This is a genomic window from Magnetospirillum sp. UT-4, assembly GCF_902729435.1.
Lineage (GTDB): Bacteria > Pseudomonadota > Alphaproteobacteria > Rhodospirillales > Magnetospirillaceae > Magnetospirillum.
Genome location: NZ_CACVCG010000039.1, coordinates 1 through 21,257 on the forward strand (window position 1 = coordinate 1; position 21,257 = coordinate 21,257).

Here is a 21,257-nt window from a genome sequence, read left to right on the forward strand (position 1 = left end):
TCGTGATCCGGCCGGCCGCCGCGCAGCCGCTTGGTGGCGCCGCGCTTGGCCTTGCTGTCCATCCGCCGTTCCTGCGACCCCTTGGTCGGCTTGGTCGGCCGGCGCTTGGGCGGCGGCGGCTTGGCCGCCTCGCGGATCAGCGCCACCAGCTTGGCCAGCGCCTCGGCGCGGTTGCGGTCCTGGCTGCGGTGCTCCTGGGCGGTGATCACCAGCACCCCCTCCAGCGTCAGGCGCCGCCCCGCCAGCTTCTCCAGCCGCGCCTTGACCTCGTCGGGCAGCGAGGGCGAGCCCCGCACGTCGAAACGCAACTGGACCGCCGTCTCCACCTTGTTGACGTTCTGCCCGCCCGGCCCCGAGGCGCGGCAGAAGGTTTCGGTGATTTCCGACTCGTCGAGCTGGATGCGGCGCGTGATGGGGATCAATCGGTCAGGTCCACCAGGACCAGCGTCTCGCCCGACTGGTACGCCCTGGCGCGGTCGCCGTCGCGCAGGTGGTTGGCCGGGCTGTAGCTGGAGAAGTCGCGGGGGTAGTGGGCGAAGAGGGTGTCGCCGATGCGGAAATAGCCGCCATAGGTCGCCTGGGTGTAGCGCCCGCCGGAGGATATCTTGTGGACCGGCTCGACGTCGCTGACCTCGCCTTCCACCACCGTGCAGCCGCCGGCCAGGCAGAGTTCGACCAGGGCCTCGGCCTGGCGGCGTTCGTCGTATTCAACCCACACCAGGCCGGCGGTGACGAGGCCGAAGATCACCGCCAGCGGCCGCACCGAGTCGGCCAGCGCCTCGGGCAGGCGCCGGCGCAGGCGGAGCGGCGCCAGCGCCGCCGCCGCGAAGGCCAGGGCGCAGGCGCCGATGGGGTACAGGTAGGTGATCAGGCGCGCTTCCTCGCGCAGGTCGAAGACGATCATGACGCACTCCGGCAACGGCGAATGGCTTGGCTCAGGAACATGGCGGCACGTCCAGGATTCGCCGGCGGCGCGGCGGCAGGTCACGGGGTGAGGGGGAAGCCCGGCAGGGTGAAGATCATGGTGGTGCCGGTATGGTCCGATTGGGCGCGGATGCGGCCGCCGTGCTTCTCGATCACCCGGCGGCACAAGGCGAGGCCGATGCCGGTGCCGGATTCGTAGCCGGGCTGGTTGAAGCGGCGGAACGGCTCGAACACCGCCTCGCGGTATTCCTCGGGGATGCCGATGCCGTTGTCGGCGACAGCGAATTCCCACTCGCCGCCGTCGAGGGGGCGCGCCGAGACCTCGACCCGGGGGGGGCGGTCGGGGTGACGGTAGCGCAGCGCGTTGCCGATCAGGTTCTGGAACACGGCGGCCAGCTGGGCGGGCTCGCCGGCGACCGAGGGCATGGCGCCGACCGTGACCGCCGCGCCGGCCGCCTCGATGGCGCCGCGCAGGTCGTCCAGCACCGGGCGGAGCAGTTCGGCCACGTCCACTTGCATCGACCGCTCGCCATCGGCGTTGGCGCGGGAATAGGCCAGCAGGCCCAGGATGTTGGCGCGCATGCGCTCGGCCCCCTGGACGGCGAAGGCGATGTATTCGCGGCATTCGTCGTCGAGCTTGCCGGCCAGGCGCTTTTCCAGCAGCTGCAGGAACAGGCGCACCGTGCGCAGCGGCTCCTGCAGGTCGTGCGAGGCGACGTAGGCGAAGCGCTCCAGGTCGTCGTTGATGCGTTCCAGCTGGCGGCCGTGCTCGCGCAATTCGTCCTCGGCCTCGCGCCGCCGTTCGATCAGGCGGTTGGCGGCCAGGGCGACGCGGTGGTGCTCGGCGAAGGTCAGGGATTCGGCGTCCAGCGGCAGCAAGGTGGCCGAGGCCGCCGCCAGGCCCTGGTCGAGGTCGGCGGTGTCGCGGGCGGCGCGGATGGCGGCGGCGCGGATGAAGGCCAGGATGGCGCCCAGCAGGGCGACGGCCACCGCCGCCCCGATGGCGACCTTGATCAGCATGCCCCGGCGCAGGACCTCGGCCTCGGCGCCGATCAGCGCCTCGGCGGCGTCGAGGGCGGTCCCGGTGCCGACGTACCAGTCCCAGTCGGCCACCGGCGCCACGTAGCTGACCTTGCGCACCGGCGCCAGCCCGATGTTGCGGGGCACGTCGTAGACGATGTGTCCGCCGCCGGCGCGGGCGGTGTCGATCAGCTGCGCCACTATCGCCGCCGCCTCCGGCGGCCCCTCCGCCAGCACGTTGCGCCCGGCCAGCGGACCGGCCAGGCTGGTGCCGTCGAAGCGGCCGGCGAACAGGTAGCCGGTGTCGGCGAAATGCAGCTTGGACAGCCGGGCCAGCATCTCGGCCTGGATGGCGGCCTCCATGTCCTCGACGTATTCGCCGGTGCCGATGACCCAGTCCAGCGCCTCCAGCTTCTTGACGTAGGCGATCTTCAGGTGGTCGTCGCCGGGCTTGCCCGGCTGGGTCCAGTAGTAGCGGTAGAAGCCCTCGCCCTGCGCCTTGACGATGTCGAGCATATCGCGCACCACGAATTCGCCGCGGGCGCCGGTCATGCCCAGCATGTCCTTGCCCTCCAGTTCGGGGCGGGCGGCGAACAGCTGTTCGATCCCGGCCATGTCGAAGGCGAAGAAATAGCCGCGTCCGTCGTTGAAGCGGATGGGCCGCAGCGCCTCGCGCACATGGGCGGCGACGACCTCGCGGGGTTCTCCGGGCGGGGCGGTGCGCACCACGTTGGCGGCGATGGCATGGGCCTCGTCGACACGGTCGCGGATGATCCGCTCGACCCGCGCCTCGGTGCTGCGCCGCTCCACCTCGATCAGGGCGATGGCGTCATCGACGATGTAGCGCAATTGGGTGCGCAGCCGCTCCTCGCCATCGGCGCGCGCCTTCTCGGCGGTGGCGGTGAACTGGCTGTACTCGGCGGCGACCCAAAGGCCGGTCAGGGTCGCCAGCGCCACGACCACCGTGGCCGCGATGCGCAGGGTCAGCTGGTGGATCAGTCCGGGCTTGGAAGTCACTCTGGTCCCGTGGAGGCGCCGGGCGGCCCCATTTCCGCCCGTTTCCGCCACGATATCATGACTTGGCGGCCGGCAAAACCGGGTCCGGGTTTTGGACCGCGCGCCGGTTGATCCCGGCCGCCGGTGCCGCCACAATGGGCGGCGGGGAGGGCGCGGACATGCTGACACGGCAGTTCTCGATCGAGCAGCGCAAGGCGACCGTCAAGCTGGTCTACGCCATGATGCTGGCCGACCATCTGATGCGTGACGAGGAACGCGAGGTGATCCACGACCTCAGCCACGAACTGGGGGTGGGCCACCTGATGGCGCCGGCCGACTTCCACCAGCCGGCCGATCTGTCGCTGTTCGACACCCCCGGGTCGCGCATCGCCCTGATGCTGCTGCTGTTCCAGATCGCCTATTCCGACTGCCGCCTGCAGCCCGAGGAGGCGGGGGCCCTGAGCGAATACGCCCGCCGCCTCGGCATTCCGCCGGCCCGCATGGCCGACCTCAACGACTGGGGGCGGCGCCACAAGGCGCTGACCGACCACGCCCGCAAGTTGGTGGCGCTGGGGGTGTGAGCGTCACGTCTTGCTCGCCAGCCCGGCGATCTCGTCCTGGAAGCTGTTCTCCACGAATTCCCATTCCGGCTTCTCCAGGAAGGCCACCTGGCTGCCGTCCTCCTCCTTCTGCATGGCGGCGAAGGCGGCGCCGGCGCGGGCGCCAAGGCCCGAGCCGAGCGGGATGCCGGCGGTCTTCAGGCGCTGGTAGACGGCGTCCCACACCCGGCCCGACACCGCCGTCTTGCCGGAATAATCGGCGATCCAGTACAGCACCGAATACTGCGCCAGCCAGCCGCCCTCGGCGGCGACGATGCCGTCGAAATAGACGCCGGGCGGCGGATCGCTCAGCACGCCCGGGCATTCCAGCGGGGCGTCGCGCAGCACCTTGCGCACCTCCTCGGTGGATAGCGAGGGATCGACGTAGAGGTGGATGGTCATGCGCGCCTTGCCTTCGACGCTGTAATTGATGATCAGCGATTCCGAGACCTTGGCGTTGGGGATGGCGATGGACATGCCCGAGCGCGTCATCAGCCGGGTGGTGCGCCAGGTCACGTCGGTGACGTGGGCGTCCTCGGCGGCGCCGATCTTGACCCAGTCGCCGACCCCGAACGGCCGCTCCATGTTGAGGACGATGCCCGAGAACACGTTGGACAGGTTGGCCTGAATGGCCAGGCCGACGATCATGGCGAGCAGGCCCGAGCCGGCCAGCACCGAGGTGATCGGCTGCTCCAGCACGAAGGCCAGGATGCCCAGGAAGGCGAAGGCGTAGATCAGGAACGACACCAGCGCCCGCACCACGTTGGGAATGGCCCTGCCCGAGCGCTCCTCCAGCGGCGTCCAGGCGAAGCGCGAGATGGCCATGGTCACCAGCCGCGCCGGCATCACCCACCACAGCACGTCGTAAATGGTCACCGCCACCCAGATCTGGGCCAGCGGCAGGGTCTGGTAGACGTGGTCCAGGATCAGGCTGCCGCCGGCCAGCAGCAGCAGCGGCCAGAACACCGCCCGCAGGCCGAACGATTGCAGGTACCAGAAGCGGCCCCACTTCTTGGTCTCCATGGCGATGGCGAAGACCGAGGCGAGGGCGCCGAAGATGGCGACGTAGATGAACCATTCGGTGGGGATGACGTCGCGGGCCGACAGGCTGGAGCGCTTGATGACGATGCCCAAGTCGATCTTCGAGAAATCCGGCTGGATCGAGCCGTGGCCAACATATTTGGGATCGCCCAGGGCGTCCTCCAGCGCCACCTCCTGGCTGACCCAGGCGCGGTCCACCGCCCAGTTCAGCCCGGCCGCCAGCACCTTGTCCTCGGTCAGCCGCTCCTTCAGCGCGTTGCCCGAGGGCATGCCCAGCACATCGACCACATAGAGCAGGTTGTTGCGGTTCAGGGTGTGGTGGCGGAACGAGACGCCGACGATGTGGCTGCCATAGGACCGCGGCGCCCCCGAGAAGTTCATGTTGAACCGGCCCTTGAAGCGGTACAGGCGATAGGCCATGTCGCCCACGGTGCCCTCGTCGGCGGGTTCGCCCAGCTTGATCTCCTCGGCGGCGTTGGCGAACACCAGGTCCTGCGGCTTGAACTCGCCGCGGTAGCGGAACCACACAGCCAGGTCGATGAGCGCGGTCTCCTTCTCGAGGTCGATCTCGGAGATCTCCTTCACCTGCAGGCCGACATAGACCACGTTGGTGCGGTACATGAAGCGGTCGTTGACGTAGAGCACGCGGCCCTGGCGCAGCTCCTCGATGTAGTTGGACACCGCGCCCTGGGGGATGGGCTGCAGTTGGGTCAGCGCCGAGATCAGGTTGTCGCCGTTGTAGATGCCCATCAGCACCGGGGTGGGGGCGCGGCCGTCGGGAAAGGTGGTGGTGCCGGTCACCCCCTTGATGCCGTCCTCGGGCCTGACGCGGGCGGCCAGGCCGTCGCGGATGGTTTGGCGCTTGGGTCCGATGTCGCCGGCGCCGCTGCCGATGCCCTTGTCGCGCACCGTGTCGGCGATGGCCTTGGCGGCGTCGTGGGCGTAGGCGGCCAGCCAGTCGGGCTCGGCGCCGAAGCGGTCGCGGTAGGCGCCCTTGAAGCCTTGCGCCGCCTCGTTGGCGGTATCGAACAGCAGCGGCGCCGAGACGTAGATGCCGTTGGTGTAGCTTTGGCCGCCGGCACCGAAGGCCTCGGTGAAGGCGTTGGTGCCGAGGCGGCCCAGGGCGAACCATTGCGGCCGCAGATTGGCGTCCTTGAACGCCTTGACCACCGCCGGGGCGCTGGCCTCGTCGGCGGCCAGGAACAGGGCGCCGGCCTCGTCGCGCTTGGCCTTGTACTCGGCCACCAGGCGGGCGATCTCGGCCGGGCCGCCATTGGGCTTGAATACGAAGCGGAACTGCGGCGGGGCGCCGAAGCGCACGAAGGTCTCGACGAAGGAATCGGCCATGGCGTGGCCCCAGGGGGTGTCCTCGACCACCATGGACATCAGCTTGTTGCCCATCACGTTGCGGGCGTAATTGGCGAGGAAGCGGGCCTCGGCCTTGGTATCGTAGAGCGGGCTGAACACCCAGCCGTCGCGGGCCACGGTTTCGGCCCAGCCGGCGGCGGGGGCGATGGCGGGGACCTTGGCGCGGGTCAGCTCCTCGGCGGCGGCCTGGCCGGCATCGGCCGAGAACGGGCCGATCACCGCCAGGGCCGAGCCGTTGGCCAGTTCGGCGGCCAGGCGCCGGGCCTCGGCCGGGTCGCCCCGGTCGTCCAGGGGCTCGACCACCAGGGTGTTGCCGTTGATGCCGCCGGCGCGGTTGACGCTTTCGGCCAGGAACTGGGCGCCCTGGACCATGGAGCGGCCGATCCCGGCCGACGGCCCCGACAGCGGCGCCACCACCGCCATGCGGTAGGACGAGGCGGAATCCTTGGGCACGAAGGTGACCTTGGCGGCCAGCGACAGCAGCACCCCGAGCACCGCCATGATGCCCAGGATGGCGGCGAACTTGCTGGCCTTGCTGGCCTGGTTGAACCACTCGACGGCCGGTGCCGCCCACGCCAAAGCCTTCACCCCCAATCCCCCTTCACTGCACGGTCACCTGGATGAGCCCGACGCTGGTGGCGCCGCCGGCATCGGTGATCTGGTAGCTGATCTGGTCGTTGCCGTCCACTTGGCCGGCCGTATAGGACACCACGCCGGTCTTGGCGTCGATGGTGGCGGCGCCCAATGTCGAGCCGCCGCTGGCGCCGATCAGGGCGAAGCTGAAGGCGCCGCCGTCGGATTCGCTGCCCTGCGTGAGGAAGCGGTAGGTGGCGCCGTTGTTCACCGTCTCGGTCAGCAGGTCGTCCCAGGTCGGGCCGTTGACCAGGTTCAGGTCGTAATTGTGGCTGGAGGTGTCGGCGGCGGCGGTGCCGCTGCCCTCGTCCAGGTGCCACAGGGCGGCCAGGTTGTCCTCGGACCCGGTCAGGCGCTTGGTGTAGTTCTCGGAAATCTCGGTGGCGGTGCGCACGTCCGTCCACAGGCGCACCTCGTCGAGGGTTCCCTGGAAGGCGGTGGACGAGACGATTCCGCCCCCCGCCGTCCACTGGCCGCCAAGCACCAGGGCATTGGCGTTGTTGACGTCGATCACCGTGGAACTGGCTGCCGTATCCACCACCTGGCCATTGACGTAAAGGCTGAACTGCGTGCCCGACCGCGTCACCGCCAGGTGATTCCACTCGCCGACATTCAGCGCGGTGGGGGACATGAGCGTGAAATCGCCGTCCCACAGCGCGCTGCCGCCGTCGGCACTGGCCAATTGGAAGGCCGCCTTGCCATTGGAGAGGAGAAAGTCGAATTGCGGGTTTGATCCGCTGACGTCCTTGGTCAGGAACGCATGGTTGCCGGTGACATTGGTCGGATTGATCCAGGCCTCGATGCTGAAATCGCCGGTGCCGACGTTGAAGATGTTTCCGGCGCTGGCATAGTCGTCGACGCCGTCGAACTTCAGGCCGTGATTGGTGGTGCTCAGGGTCGGCGACGAAGTGGCCTGCAGGCTGGGCGTGCCGCTGCCCTGGGCGGCCAGGGTCGAGGTGAAGGTGTCCACATGGGTGCCGTTGGTCAGGGTGCCGGTGTTGCCGTGGCCGGTGGAATCGGCCAGGGTGGCGCCGGTGGCCTCGTCCAGCGTCCACCAGCCCTGGAGGCCGGTCTCGGTGCCGGCCGGGGCGGTCTGCATGTCCGACTGGATGTCGGCGGCCGAGCGCGCGGTGTTCCAGATGCGCACGTCGTCCACCGTCATGCCGTTGGCCCAGGTGGTATCGCCGTTGGACACCAGGGCGCCCAGGGACCAGGCCGGGTTGAGATTGGAGACGATGAGGGCAGTGCTGTCGCTGTCCACCAGTTGGCCATCGGCATAGAGCTTGAGCGCGCCGTTGTCCCAACTGGCGGCGATGTGGTGCCACGAATTGTCGGACCAATTGTCGCTGCCCTGGTAATTCAGGTACTTGTTGCCGGCCTGGTCGCCGCCGCCATAGCGAAAATGCAGGCCGACACTGGAATGGGCGCTGAGGTAGAGGGCGTTGTCCAGGGTGCCGCCGATGCCGGCATGCAGGATCGACTGGTCGGTCGCGGTGTTCCATTGCTCCCGCTTGACCCAAAGTTCCAGGGTTCCGGCGGCTCCGACGTCCAGGCGGTCGTTGGCGTTGGTCAGCGTGATGGAATCGTTGCTGCCGTCGGCGGCGTTGAGGCGGACGGCGTTGCCGTCGTCCCGCTGGAAATCGTAATAGCGCTGCAGGCCGGGCTCGGTGCTCTCGGGAACGCGGACCATGTCCTGCTTGACCTCGGTCTCGGTGCGGACGGTGCTCCACACCTTCACCTCGTCGATGTGGCCGATGAAGGCGTTGGTGGCGGCCGAGATGGCCCCGACATTGAGAATCTGGTTGTTCACGGCGAAGCCGGCGGCGTTGTTGCCGGCCTGGGACAGGGTCGTCGCCATGGCGACGCCGTTGTCGTAGATGATGCCGGTGGTGCCGTCCCACGACGCGGCCAGGTGATGCCAGTTGCCGTCGTTGACGGAGGCCGTGCTGATGTAGCGCATGGACCCCGAAGGCTGCCACACCTCGAACACCACGTTGTCGCCGGTCAGGCCCAGGGTCGCCATGCCTTGGCCGCCGGTGGTCGCCTCGCTGATGATGCCCTTCCAGCCGCCGGTCGTGGTGGGCTTGACCCACGCCTCGTAGGTGAAGGTGGAGAACGACACCGCGGCGCCGGTCAGGTAGGACGATCCCGGCAGCTCCAGGTGGGTGTTGGTGGGGACGGTCGCCGCCGCCGAGGCCGCAACCACCGGGTCGTTGACGGTGACGCTGATCACCCGGCTGCTGCTGTAGCCGCCGCCGCTGGCGGTGACGGTGAAGCTGTCGGTGCCGATCCAGTCGCGGTTGGGGGTGTAGACGTAGGTGCCATCGGCATTGACGGTGACCGAGCCGTGCCCGGGATTGGCGGTCTTGGTCCAGGTGAAGCTTGAACCATCGGCGTCGCCGGCCTTCAGCTCGCCGCGCAGGGCGGTATTGGCCTCGGTGGTCACGGCGGCGTCGAAGACCGGGGCGCCGGTCACCGCCCAGGTCGGGCCATTGGTCAGGGTGCCCGGGCCGGCGGCCGAGGTGGAGACGGAATTCGCCACCACCGTGCCGCTGCCCTCGTCCATGCGGTAATAGCCGAGCAGGGAGTCTTCAGTACCCGACATCTGGCCGTTCATGGCATCGGCCACCTGGGCGGCGGTCAGGGCCTTGGACCACACCGCCAGCTCGGCCATGTCGCCGCTGAAGAAGTCGGAATAATTGGTGCCGTTGGTGGTCTTGGCGCCGACGCTGGCGAAGGCCGAGGCCAGGGTGGGGGCGTGGTTGTAGTTCAGGCTGCCGTCGGCGACCCCGTCCACGTACAGGGTGGCCAGGCTGTTGGCGCTGACGGTCACGGCGACGTGGTGCCAGGCGCCGTCCGCCACCATGCGGGCCGAGGTCGGGCCGGTGGTGCCGGCATAGTCGAATTGCAGCCGGCCGTTCTGGACGAAGAGGAAGGCGCCCTGGTTGGTCGGCCCGTCGCCGACGCACAGGATTTCCTGGCGCCCGGTGGTCTTCGAGGTCCTGATCCAGGCCTGGTAGGTGAAGGCGCTGGTGCCGGTGGACAGGGCGGCCGGCAGGATGAGGCGGTCGTCGGTGCCGTCGAAATGAAGGGCGCGGTCGGGCGGGTCGATGGCCAGCGGCGCGGCGCCCTGCCAGGCGGCGCCCGAGATGGTGCCGGCGGCGGCATCGGTCACCAGGTTGGCGGCGGCGGTGCCGGCGCCGTCGGTGAGCGGGAAATAGCCGACCAGACCGGCCTCGGCGCCGGTCAGCCGGGTGGTCATGTCGCTGGCGATCTGGGCGCCGCTGCGGGCGGTGTTCCACACCTTCACGTCGGCGATGGAGCCGCTGTAATAGGGGTCGTGGGCGAACAGCGACTTGCCCAGCAGGGCCTGGTCGATGCCCAGGTCCGACGGGTTGATGGTCATGCCGTTGCTGCTGGCGACCTCGACGCCGTTGACGTAGATGCGCCCGGTGTCGCCCGACAGCGTGACCGCCACGTGGCTCCACTGGTTGAGCGGCAGCACCGAGCCGTCCAACCGCTGCTCGGCGGTCCAGTCGCCGGAATTGCTGAGCACGAAGCGCAGGCCGCCGGTACCGCCGCCGCTGTCGGTGGTGGTGACCAGATACATGTACTTGGCGGGCGCGGCGCCGGTATCGGCGAAGTCGAAGATGCGCTGGTACCCGGTGGACGACGCCGGCTTGACCCACGCCTCGAAGGTGAAGTCGGTGACGTTGGCCACCGAAGCCGGCAGCGAGACGTAGTCGTTGACCCCGTCGAAGCTTAGCACCTTGTCGTCGGGACCGCGCTGGAGCACCGCCGGCAGGGTGCTTGACGCGAACACCGCGTCGTGGCCGTTGCCGGTGAGGTCGGTGACCGTCTTCGACAATCCGTCGAAGTTCCAGTAGCCCTGCAGCCCCGGCTCCTTGCCGGTCAGCACGCGGCCGGCATCGGCCTTGATGTCGGCGGCGGTGCGGGCGACGTTCCACACCTTGACCTCGTCGATGATCGCGGTGCTGGGGAATGTGGTGGGGGCGATATCGGCGCCGATGCCCACGTACTGGGCGCTGCCGGCCAGGGCGAAGGCGTTGATTTCGGCGGCCTTCGCCGCGTTGATGGTGGTGGCGGTGGCCAGCGCCGCCGCCGAGGTCTCCAGCACCTGGGCGCCGTCGATGTAGATGCGGACGGTGCCGGCATCGTAGACGGCGGCCAGGTTGTACCAGGTGCCGGCGGACAGCGTCACCCCGGTGGCGTCGAAGCGGTAGGGGTTGGTCCACAGCCCCAGGACGCCGTTGTTGACCTCCAGCACGAACCGCTTCGAGGTGCCGCCGGTGTTGACGGTGCCGTCGCCCCACCACAGCAGATTGTGCTTGGTGGCGCTGCCGGTCAGCATCACCGTCGCCTCGACGGTCACCTTGGTACTGGCGGTGGCGGTGCCCATGGCGGCCAGGGCGTATTCGCCGGCCGCCACCTGCAACGCGCCGTTGCCGTCGCGGCCACCCTGGACCACCGGCTTGTCGGCGATGGTGACGGTGATGGCCTGGGTGGTGGTGGCGTTGCCGGCATCGGTGGCCTTGACGGTGAAGGTGTCGGTGCCGGTGGCGTTGGTGTTGGGGGTATAGGTGAAGGTGCCGTCGGTGTTGACGGTCAACGTTCCCTTGGACGGAGCGCCGCCGGCATTGACGCCGTAGGTGATGGCCTGCCCCTCGACGTCGGTGGCGCTGACCTTGCCCTCGTATTGGGTGTTGGCATCCACCGTGATGGCGGTGCCGGTGGCGGCGGTGGCGCTTTCCACCCAGGTGGCGCCGTTCACCACCGTGGCGGCGGCGCTGCCGGTGACCTCGTTGACCAGCTGGGTGCCGTTGGCGGCGGCGCCCATGGCCTCGTCCAGGCGCCAGTAGCCGACCAGCCCCGGCTCCGAGCCGGTCAGGCGGCGGTTCAGGTCGGCGGCGATCTCGGCGGCGGTGCGGCCGGTGGCCCACACCCGGACGTCGGCCAGCTTGCCGTCGAAATAGGCGATGCCGGACTGCAGCGAGCGGCCCAGATAGGCCAAGGTGGCGCCGATATCCTTGGGGTCCAGGGTCATGGCGGTATTGGTCGCCACCGCCACGCCGTTGACGTACAGGGTGCCGGTGTTGCCCGACAGGGTGACCGCCAGATGGGTCCAGGTGCCGGCAGTCAGGGTGCCGCCGCTCAGCACCTGCTCGCCGGCGGCGCCGCCGGTGGAGATGGCGAAGCGGGCGGCGCCGGTGGCGGCGGCCCGCGGGGTCAGGAACATGTACTTGGTGGCCGAGGCGCCGGCCCCCAGGTCGAAGATGCGCTGGAGATCGCCGGCGCCGTCCGGGTTGACCCAGGCCTCGAAGGTGAAATCGGTGGCCCCGGCCAGGGTGGCGGGCAGGGTGACGTGGCTGTCGGTGCCGTTGAAATCCAGCGCCCGGGCCGGCTGGGCGGCGGGGGCGACGCTGACCACCGGTGCGGTGGGGGCGTCGTTGACGGCGGTGATGTCGATGGTCGCCGTATAGGCGGCCGCCGAGTCGGCCTGTCCGTCATTGACTTTGAAGGTCACGGTGGCCTGGCCCGAGCCGTTGGCGTTGGCCGCCGGCACGTAGCGCAGGTAGCCCGCCTCGATGTCGTTGCGCGACAGCTCCTGCGTGGTCGCCAGGTTCAGGGTGGTCCAGGTGGTGCCGTCATAGCTCTGCAGGCTGCCGGCCCCGCTGAAGCCGGTCAGCGCCACCTTGGCCAGCAGGTCGCTGGTATCGGCGTCGGCGAAGCCGAAATCGGCCAGGGTGAAGACCCGGTTGGTGTCCTCGGTGGCGGTCAGGGTGACGTTGCTCGAGGTCGGGGCGTCGTTGACCGCATCGACGGTGACGGTGACGGTTTTGGTCACCGCCGCGTGCCCGGCATCGGCTGCGCTGACCTGGAAGGTGTCGGTGCCGGACCAGTTGGCGCTGGGGGTATAGGTCCAGGTGCCGTCGGCGGCGATGGTGGCGGTGCCGTTGCCGGCCTGGGCGGCGATGGCGTAGGTCAGGGCATCGCCGTCCAGGTCGACGAAGCCCGAGGCCATGGTCAGCGCCACGTCCTCGCTGGTGGCGACCGCCAGGTCGGTACCGCTGGGGGCCTGGTTGACGTTGGTGGTGGCGATGGTGAAGTCCTCGACCACCGACACCCCGGTGGCGTCGGTGGCCTTGATCCGCACCACGTGCTGGCTGGCGGTGCCCAGCGCCCCGGCCACCCGCAGCTCGGCCACCCCCTGGGCATTGGTGGCGATGCCGAAGCGGCCGCCGGCTGTATCGAGCAGGGAATAGGTGACCGCCTGGTTGAGGTCGGCCTCGGAATGGCCCAGCAGCGCCACCACGGTGCCCGTCGCGGCGCTCTGCGCCACCAGCAGCGAGGCGCTCGGCAGGGTCGGGCCGCTGTTCTGGGTGTGGGTGAAGGACTGCGCCACCACCGTCTGGTGGGTGGACTCGGCGGTGGCGAGCAGGCTGGCCTGGACCTTGTACGTGCCCGACGCCGCGCTCAGCGCATAGGTCGGGCTGGCGTTGAGCACCACGTCCTGGCCGGCGGTGGCGGTGAAGGCGGGCAGGGTGGTGGTGCTGACGATGGCGCCGCTGCCGTTCAATACCCGCAGGATCAGCTGGTAGGTGCCGGTGGTGTTGGCGTGGACCACGGTGCGGGTGTCGGCGTAGACCGTGCTGCCCGAGATGGTGGCGCCTTCCAGATGGAAGGCCGACACGCTGGCGCCGGTCACCGCCGTGGTCGAGACGGTGAGCGAGGCCGACTTGACGGTGGCGTAGTATAGCGGGGTGATCAGCTCCACGCCGACGGTGTGGCTGCCGCTGTCGACCCAGCCGGGGGTGAGCGAGAAGGTGGTGGTGGAGGTGTTGTTGTTGGTGCCGTTGAGGTATCCCAGCACATGCCCGTCGAACGACACCCGGTCGCGCTCGCCAAGCCCGTAATCGATGTCCTGGGCCACCACCCGCAGCGCGGCTCCGGTCACCGGACCCAGCAGATTGGGAATGGTGTACGAGACGCTCTCGATCTTCGGGTTGGTGAGGAGAAGGGTGTCGAGCACCTTGTCGGCGCTGACCGTATAGGTCTGGCTGGCCAGGGTCTGGTACGCGCTGGCCTTGTAGGCGTGCAGGTTCAGCGGCGCCGACGAGGAATTGACGGTCAGGGCGAAGGTGTGGCCGGTGGTGGTGGCGCCGGCGCCGTCCGAGAACGAATAGGTGAAGCTGTCGCTGGCCGCGCCCCAACCGCCGAAATGCTGGTAGCTGACCAGCCCCGCCTTGACGTCGGCGACCGAGAAGCTGGTGACCGCGACACCGCTGCGGTAGAGGGCGCCGCCGGCGGGCTGCGCCGTCACCGTGAAGGTCATCTGGGCGTCGGTGTTGTCGATGTCGGTGCCGTTCAGCGTGCCGGTCAGCGCGACGGACTGGCCGCGGGTCAGCGTGGCGGCGTTGGTGGCGACCAGCACCGGGGCGTCGTTGACCGGGTTCACCGTCACTGCGATCTGCTGGGTGGCGCTCAGGCCCTGGCTGTCGGTGACGGTCAGGGTGACGGTGGTGCCGCCGTTGAGGTGGGCGCCCGGATTGGCCGACAGGGTGCGGTTGGCGCCGGTGCCGCTGACCGTCAGGGTCGGCAGCAGAGTGCCGTTGGCGGTCACCGCCTGGATGCCGGTGATGGTGCTGTCGGGGTCGGACACCGTGAAGGGCAGCGACAGGACGGTGTCCTCGTCGAAGGCGACCGCCGCCGCCACGGTCAGGGTGGGGGCGACCGGGGGGGCGTTGGGCCGCGGCGAATTGTCGATCACCACCTGCACGGGCGGCGGCGGCGGCGGCGGTGGCGGCGGCGGCGGCGGGGCGACGAAAATGGGGTTGACCGGCGGTGGCGGCGGCGGTGGCGCCACCGGCGCCGGAGCGGGATTGAAGACGGACAGGTTGACGACGCCGACCTGGGGGGCGGCGGTTAGCGAGGTGTTCACCGGGGCGGGCGGCGGCGGCGCCGACACGGTCGCCGGCGGCGGGGCGGGGGTGAAGACCTGGTTGACCGGTGCGGCGACGCCCGCCCGCGCATCGGCGGCGGCCGCGTTCGCCGCCCGCGCGCTGGCTTCGGCGATGGCATTGCCGGCCGACTGGCCGGTGCTCAGGGCCTCGCCCACCGCCTTCTCGAAGGCGGCGGAGCCGCTGAGCGCGCCGGCATTGCCGGCGGCGATCTGCCCGAGGGTGGAGTCCTTGGCCCCCGCTGCCTGGACGGCGGCGGCGGCGGTCTGGGCGGCGGCCATGGCCTGATCCAGCGAGCCGCCCGCCGCCAGCGCGGCGCCCAGCGCCTGCTCGAACGATTGCCCGCTGCCGCCCACCATCTCGGCGATTCCCTGGCCGGAGGCCAGGGCTTCCATGGCGCTGGCCGGGCCTTCGGCGCCGGTGGCCTTGCCGGCCACGGGCAGGTCGATGCCGGCCTGCCGGGCCGCCTGGGCCAGCGCGGCGGCATCGCCCTGGCCCGAGGCCATGGCCTCCATGCCGGCCTTGCCGGCGGCCTCGGCCTCCTTCTGCGCCGCACCGGCGGCGGCGGCGGCGGCCTTGGCGGCGGCCAGGGCCTGGGCCGGGCTGGCCCCCTGCTGCAACATCTCGGCGAAGCGGGCGGCGGCGGCCGGGTCGGTCAGGCCGACCGCCTCGAGCCCCTGGCCGCTGACCAGGGCCTGCAGCAGCGCGTCGCCGCCCAATCCGGCCTTGGCCTGGGCGGCGCCGGCGGCCAGACCCTTGCCGACCGCGCCGGCCTGCTGCTCGCCGGCGCCCAGCGCGTCGCCCACCGCCTTGGCGGCGTTGCCGCCGGAGATGCCCAGCTGGGCCAGCGCCGCGTCGGCGCCCTTGCCCGAGGTCAGCGCCGCCATCAGCGGGTTCTCCGGCTGGGCCTCCACCTGGGCTGCCTTCACCGCGCCCTTGAACACCCGCTCGGCGTCGGCCACCGCGTCCTCGACCGACATCTTGCTGCCGAGATTGAGCACCAGTTCGGTGGAAAACGCCCCGGCCGCCTTCTGCGCCACCGCGACGGGAATGCCGCGGGCGGCGGCAGCCTTGATCTCGGCGGCGACCAGCTCGGAAATGGCGGCATCGACGCTCTTGCCGCTGGAAATGGCCAGCTTGAAGGCCTCGATGGCCTGCGGCGACACCCCGCCCTTGGCCGTCGCCGGTGCCTGCGCCAGTTGCTCGGCGATGCCGGGATCGGCAACGGCGTCGGACACGATGGCGTCGCCGGCCGCCAGCAGGATCGGCACCGGCATGGGCAGCACCGCCCATACCGGCAGCGCGGGCGGCGGCTCCAGGATGAAATAGTCGGCGATGACCACCCGCTCGCCATCGGGGCCGACCAGCACCAGATCGTTCCCGATCCGCTGCGGCTCCGCCTCGGCGCGAAGGTGGTCCAGAACCGCCGTTTCAGCGGGCGAGGCGCCTTGCGTCCACGACATCCAAGTTGTCCTCCGGTGGCGTGGTCCCTACACGCCTACCAGGTGCTGCGGCGGTTGCGTCGCCGGCTCGCCGCCGCGCCCTGCCCATGGGTTCGGATGTACCTCTTTTCATCGGTACCGTCCAGCGACAGCAAGAGTTCCCGCAACCTCAGAATGAGGCACTCTAAGTCTTCCGCATTAGGCAGATCGGCTGTAACGGATGCGTTCGCTTGAGGCCTGTGCGCAATCATGGTTTCCTCTTTCCGCCGGCGTTGTCCCGGTGCACAGTATCGTGCCTCGGTTCCGGGGCGGGGTGGGGTCCAATCGGGGGGGTTCTTTTTGCCATGACGACGCCGAAACCGTTCGCGACCACCAGCTTCGCGGTATCGGACGCCATGACGCGGCTGGGGCGGGACCAAGTGGCCGCCCTGGTCGGGGTCAGCGCCAGCACCTTGTACAAGGCCTGCAATCCCAACCTTCCCAACGGCTTCGCCTTCCTGAGCTGGGACCAGGTCAAGGTGGTGGCGGCGCAATTGCGGGCGGAGGGCCATCCGGAATGGTTCTCCATCGCCTTCGACGCCGAGGTGGCGGCGCTGGCGCAGCAGGCGGCGGGCGGCCACAATACCAATCTCGAACGCCTGGCCATCGAGGTGGCGGCCGAGACCGGCGACGTCCAGCGCGCGGTGTTCGACGCCCTGTCCGAGGACAGCGACGGCGGCTCGGTCATCACCGCCGCCGAGGCCAGCCGGGCGGTGGCCGAAATCGACGAGGCGATGGAACGCCTGCGGATGATGCGAAAGCGCCTGGTGGATTGCGCGCTCGGCACGGACAGACGGGGGTAGACATGGAGCTCAAGGACCTTTCGACCGACCAGCGCAAGGCCCTGGCGGTCTTCGCCGTCCAGATGATGGTGGCGGATCATTCCGCCGCGGCGGCGGAATCCCAGCGCATCGACTGGCTCGAGCAGGAGCTGGGCGTGACCGGCGCCATCGCGGCGGCCGATTACTTCATCGAACCGCCGCTGTCGCTGTTTCCCGACCGCGCCGCGCGGCTGTTGCTGCTGGGCGAGCTGTATGTGGTGGCGCTGGCCGACGGGCGCCGCCATCCCAACGAGAACGATGTGCTGAAGCGTCTGGCCGCCTCGTTCGGCTTCGGCGCCCCGGTGCTGGCCGATCTGCTGGCCTGGGCCGAGAGCCCGGCCGCCTCCCGCCCGCCGGTGGAGACAGCGGTCAAGGGGTGAGCGCTCGGACTACCGGGCTCGTTTGCGGGAGTGACGGAATAACGGTTGGATAAAAATCCGTCATCCGACCGCCATGACCACCCCAACTTTCCCCCTTCACAAGCGCGGAAGCTGTGTGATAGAAGGTGCCCCTCCCGCCGGGACCCCCATGGTTCCCGTGCCGGCCCTGCTGGGGGATCGTCTAACGGTAGGACAGCGGACTCTGACTCCGCCAGTCTAGGTTCGAATCCTAGTCCCCCAGCCAACTTCCCCGGCCCTGGCCATGGAAGCCTGGGCGCGGCAATGGTCTCAACGACAGGCCCGAGACGCAAAGGGCAGGACGATTGGGCGTCAGCTTCGCCGCCGCGGCCCGCGGATGGGGGCCGGGATGCCCTCGGTGAGGTCGTAGGGGCTCTTTTCACGCACCAGGCGGGCGAATTCGTCGGCCGGCAGCGCCTTGGCGAAGTAGAAGCCCTGCGCCTCGTCGACGCCGTGGGAGATCAGGAAGTCCAGCTGTTCGCGGGTCTCGACGCCCTCGACGTTGACCCTTGTGCCCAGCGAGTGGCCCAGGTTGACGATGGCCTTCACCACCGCCGCGTTGCAGGGATGGTCGCCGATGTCGATGACGAACGAGCGGTCGATCTTCAGCTTGTCCACCGGGAAGCGCTTCAGGTAGTTCAGCGACGAATAGCCGGTGCCGAAATCGTCGATGGAGATCAGCACCCCCATGTCGCGCATCTGGCGCAGCACCAGGATGGTCGCCTCGACGTTCTGCATGGCGATGCCCTCGGTGATCTCCAGCTGCAGGTGGTCGGGGGGGAAGCCGGTCTGGTCGAGGATATCGGCGACCATGGCGACCAGGGTCTCGTGGTGCTTGAACTGGGCCGGCGACAGATTGACGGCGATCTTCATGGGCGGCAGGCCGTCGCGCGCCCAGTCGCGGCCCTGCAGGCAGGCGCGGTGCAGGATCCAGCGGCCCAGGGGGGCGATCAGGTCGGTGCGCTCGGCGATGGGAATGAAATCGGCCGGGCTGATGAAGCCGTGGTCCGGGTGCTTCCAGCGCAGCAGCGCCTCGCAGCCCATGACCTCGCCGGTCTTCACCTCGACCAGCGGCTGGTAGTACAGCTCCAGCTGCTCGGTGCCCATGGCCAGGCGCAGGTCGCGTTCCACCTGCTTGCGCGCCTGCACCTCGGCATCCATCTCGGCGACGTAGAAGTGGTAGCCGTTGCGCCCTTCCGCCTTGGAACGGAACATGGCGAGGTCGGCGTTCTTCAGCAGTGCCTCGGCATCGCCGGCATCGTCGGGGAACAAGGTGATGCCGATGGAGGCCGAGGTCAGCACCTCGTGCTCCTCGATGCCGAACGGATCGGCGACCGAGGCGATGATGGTCTCGGCCACGGTGCCGGCGCCCTCGGCGTCCTCGAGGTTGGTCAGCAGCACCGCGAACTCGTCGCCGCCCAGGCGGGCCACGTTATCGGTCTCGCGCACGCAGCGCAGCAGCCGCTTGGCCACCGCCTTCAGCAGCAGGTCGCCGACATGGTGTCCCAGGGTGTCGTTGATGTCCTTGAACTTGTCGAGGTCGAGGAACAGCAGCGCCACCTTGTGATCGACGCGCCGCGCCTGGGCCAGGGCGACGCGCAGGCTTTCCTGGAACAGCGAGCGGTTGGGCAGGCCGGTCAGCGAATCGTGGTGGGCGAGGTGGTGGATGCGGGCGGCGGCCAGCCGGCGCTCGGTGATGTCGCGCCCGACCAGGACCAGGCCGCGGCGGCTGCCGTCGGGATTGAACAGCGGGATCTTCGCGACGTCGAAGACGCGGGTCTCGCCGCTGGGCGAGGACAGTTCCTTCTCGTAGGCGATGGGGGCGCGGTTGGCCCAGGCGCGCTGGTCGGTCTCGGCGGTGGCGAGCAGGAAGTCGGCCTTGCCCTGGGACAGCCGCGCCAGCTCCGGCCCGGTGCGGCCCTGGTAGTCGATGCCGCTCAGGCCGGCGATGCTGCGGTAGAACTCGTTGGCGACCAGCCAGCGGCCGTCGCCGTCCTTGAAGCAGACCAGATCGGGCATGGCGTTGATCAGGGTGGTCAGCCACTCCTTCTGGGTCTTCAGCTCCTGCTCGGCCTGCTTGCGCTCGGTGATGTCGTGGGCGACGGCGACGTAGTAGGGCTGGCCGCCCACCTCCATGGCGCTGACCGACAGCTCCAGCGGGAAGTCGTCGCCCGACTTGCGCCGCCCCGTCACCTCGCGCCGCTCGGCGGCCAGGGAATCGGCCTGCAGGCGGGCGTCGGCGCCGCCCAGGGCCGGGATCAGGGTGCCCACCGGCTTGCCCACGATCTCCTGCGGACCGTAGCCGAAGATCCACTCGGCGGCCGGATTGTAGGTGCCGATGGCGCCGTCCTCGCCGAAGGTGACGATGGCGTCGGCGGTGTTGTCGACGATGGCGCGGTTGTGCAGCTCGGACAGGCGGTAGTTCTCGGCCAGCGCCTCCATGGTCCGCGCCTGCTGCCGCAGCAGCGCCTCGCGGTGGGCCATGGTGGTGATGTCGAACACCTGCACCAGGCAGGCGCGGCCGCCGGTCGGCGCGGGCAGCGGCTTGATCACCACGATCTGGTGCATGGGTTCGCCACGCTCGGGCGCCAGCCCCTGGTGGGTGAGCGGGAACAGCGACTTGTTCAGCGACGACGACAACACCGCCGAAAGCCCCGATTGCAGGGCGTCCTCGACCGCCGCGACGATGCGCCCGCCGGCCAGCCGGGGAAACACCCGGTCCAGGGTGCTGCCCAGCGCGACGGCGGGCTCGATGTCGGAGGCCGCGGCCATCCACGCATTCCACACCACGATGCGCCCGTCGTGGCCGAGCAGCACCAGCCCGATCTCGCTGGCGTCGGAGAGGGCGCGGAACGAGGGGCCGGGCAGCGGGTCCGTGGTCATGCCCCGCCTCCCCCATGGCCGTCCAGGAAGCCGCGCACCGCCGCGACGAACTGCTGGGCCGAGGCAATGTCCATGACGAAGGCGAGGTAGCCGCTGATGTCCTTGGCCAGCAGCCGGAAATCGACATGCAGGAACATCACCAGCTCCTCGGCCGGATCGGCCCCGCCGGCCAGGATGGCGGCGCCGCGCCCGCGCAGGCAGGCCGGCAGGCTGCTTTCCACCTTGAGCCCGAGCTGGTTGGCGAGGCTGCCCAGGCAGGCGTTGAGGATGATGTTGCCGACCTCCATCAACGCCTCCTGTTCCAACTCGGTGAGCTGGTCCAGCGGCACCTGGTCGCCCAGCATGTGGCGGACCAGGTCGAGGCTGCGCCGCTCCGGGAAGATCAGCAGGATGGTGCCCTGGAAGGGTCCCGAGAAGCGCTGGCGCACCGCCACCGAATCGCCGTCGGAGGTCTCGCTCTCCAGGCGCCGGACGGCCTCGTCCGGGGACAGGAAGTCGACGAAGGGAACCGACAACTGCACCTCGTCCTCGACCAGCCGCGACAGCGACGCGGCGGCCTGGCCGATGGCGATGTTGAGCATCTCGGTGACCGCGTCGCGCTCGACGGCGCCGATGAACCCGGTCATGCCGCCACCCCGTCGAGGAAGGCGACCAACTCGGCCTGGGCCGCCGGCTTGGACATGAAGCCGACGCCCAGTTCGCCGGCGCGCTGGCGGATGGCGTCCTGGATGTTGGCGGTGAGCAGGGCCACCGGCACCAGCGGCGCCACCTCGCGCAGCCGGCGCGCGGCCTCGAGGCCGCCGATGCCGGGCATGTTGACGTCGAGCAGGATGCAGTCGGGCGCGGCGCCGGCGACCAGCGCCAGCGCATCCTCGCCGCATGTCGCCTCGACCACCGTCCAGCCAGGCCGGGCAGTCTCGATCAGGTGACGCGTCAACATGCGGGCGACCAGCGAGTCGTCCACCACCAAAACGGTCCTGGCCGTCATGACAGGCCTCCCCTCGGACACCCCCTCCGATGTCCGGGCCTTATCCATCATGCCCCCACCCGAATCTATGCTTGACGCACCGCGCCATCGCAAGCCTAAAGTCCGTCGAGGCGGAACAGGGAAGGA

At 69.7% G+C, this 21,257-nt stretch carries 11 protein-coding genes and 1 tRNA gene; 4 read left to right on the forward strand and 8 right to left on the reverse strand.

The window, feature by feature from the left end; translation table 11 throughout:
- The 3 genes from arfB to MTBUT4_RS04300 all read right to left on the reverse strand — a co-directional run.
- Positions 1-422: alternative ribosome rescue aminoacyl-tRNA hydrolase ArfB (arfB, locus tag MTBUT4_RS04290; protein WP_173978431.1), on the reverse strand; the 422-nt coding region annotated here is incomplete at its 3' end.
- Entirely contained in the window at positions 419-904 is a 486-nt protein-coding gene (locus MTBUT4_RS04295; RefSeq protein ID WP_173978432.1) for a hypothetical protein, read from the reverse strand. The genes arfB and MTBUT4_RS04295, both read right to left, overlap by 4 nt.
- Positions 905-984: 80 nt before the next feature.
- Complete coding sequence (locus MTBUT4_RS04300; RefSeq protein ID WP_173978433.1) at positions 985-2,961, reverse strand: cache domain-containing protein; 1,977 nt, start codon at positions 2,959-2,961, stop codon at positions 985-987.
- Between the two features lie 158 nt (positions 2,962-3,119).
- Between MTBUT4_RS04300 and MTBUT4_RS04305 the strand changes: the two genes are divergently transcribed.
- Positions 3,120-3,521 (forward strand): TerB family tellurite resistance protein, encoded by a 402-nt coding sequence (locus tag MTBUT4_RS04305; protein ID WP_173978434.1) that lies wholly within the window; start codon positions 3,120-3,122, stop codon positions 3,519-3,521.
- A gap of 3 nt (positions 3,522-3,524) precedes the next feature.
- Here MTBUT4_RS04305 and MTBUT4_RS04310 read toward each other — a convergent pair whose 3' ends face one another.
- Positions 3,525-6,536: an ABC transporter substrate-binding protein gene (locus MTBUT4_RS04310; protein WP_173978435.1), complete on the reverse strand. Its 3,012-nt coding sequence runs from the start codon at positions 6,534-6,536 to the stop codon at positions 3,525-3,527.
- A gap of 13 nt (positions 6,537-6,549) precedes the next feature.
- Positions 6,550-16,023 carry a LamG-like jellyroll fold domain-containing protein gene (locus tag MTBUT4_RS04315; RefSeq protein ID WP_173978436.1) on the reverse strand — a complete coding sequence of 3,158 codons (9,474 nt, stop codon included), beginning with the start codon at positions 16,021-16,023 and terminating at the stop codon, positions 6,550-6,552.
- Between the two features lie 323 nt (positions 16,024-16,346).
- Between MTBUT4_RS04315 and MTBUT4_RS04320 the strand changes: the two genes are divergently transcribed.
- The 3 genes from MTBUT4_RS04320 to MTBUT4_RS04330 all read left to right on the forward strand — a co-directional run bounded on the left by MTBUT4_RS04320 (position 16,347) and on the right by MTBUT4_RS04330 (position 17,486).
- Entirely contained in the window at positions 16,347-16,844 is a 498-nt protein-coding gene (locus MTBUT4_RS04320) for a phage regulatory CII family protein (RefSeq protein WP_173978437.1), read from the forward strand.
- Between the two features lie 2 nt (positions 16,845-16,846).
- The gene (locus MTBUT4_RS04325) at positions 16,847-17,242 is read left to right on the forward strand and encodes a TerB family tellurite resistance protein (RefSeq protein WP_173978438.1); all 396 of its coding nucleotides are present in this window, start codon (positions 16,847-16,849) and stop codon (positions 17,240-17,242) included.
- A gap of 170 nt (positions 17,243-17,412) precedes the next feature.
- Positions 17,413-17,486 (forward strand) — tRNA-Gln (locus tag MTBUT4_RS04330).
- 86 nt (positions 17,487-17,572) lie between these two features.
- On the opposite strand, the gene MTBUT4_RS04335 is transcribed toward MTBUT4_RS04330, so the two are convergent.
- Genes MTBUT4_RS04335 through MTBUT4_RS04345 form a run of 3 tightly spaced genes read right to left on the reverse strand, consistent with a single transcriptional unit; the run spans position 17,573 to position 21,131 of the window.
- Positions 17,573-20,143, reverse strand: a complete 2,571-nt coding sequence (locus MTBUT4_RS04335) for an EAL domain-containing protein (RefSeq protein ID WP_173978439.1) — start codon at positions 20,141-20,143, stop codon at positions 17,573-17,575.
- On the reverse strand, positions 20,140-20,769 hold the full coding sequence (locus MTBUT4_RS04340; RefSeq protein WP_173978440.1) for a chemotaxis protein CheX: 630 nt from the start codon (positions 20,767-20,769) through the stop codon (positions 20,140-20,142). Before MTBUT4_RS04340 ends, MTBUT4_RS04335 begins: the two co-directional genes overlap by 4 nt.
- Positions 20,766-21,131 (reverse strand): response regulator, encoded by a 366-nt coding sequence (locus MTBUT4_RS04345; RefSeq protein ID WP_173978441.1) that lies wholly within the window; start codon positions 21,129-21,131, stop codon positions 20,766-20,768. Before MTBUT4_RS04345 ends, MTBUT4_RS04340 begins: the two co-directional genes overlap by 4 nt.
- Positions 21,132-21,257: the final 126 nt, after the last annotated feature.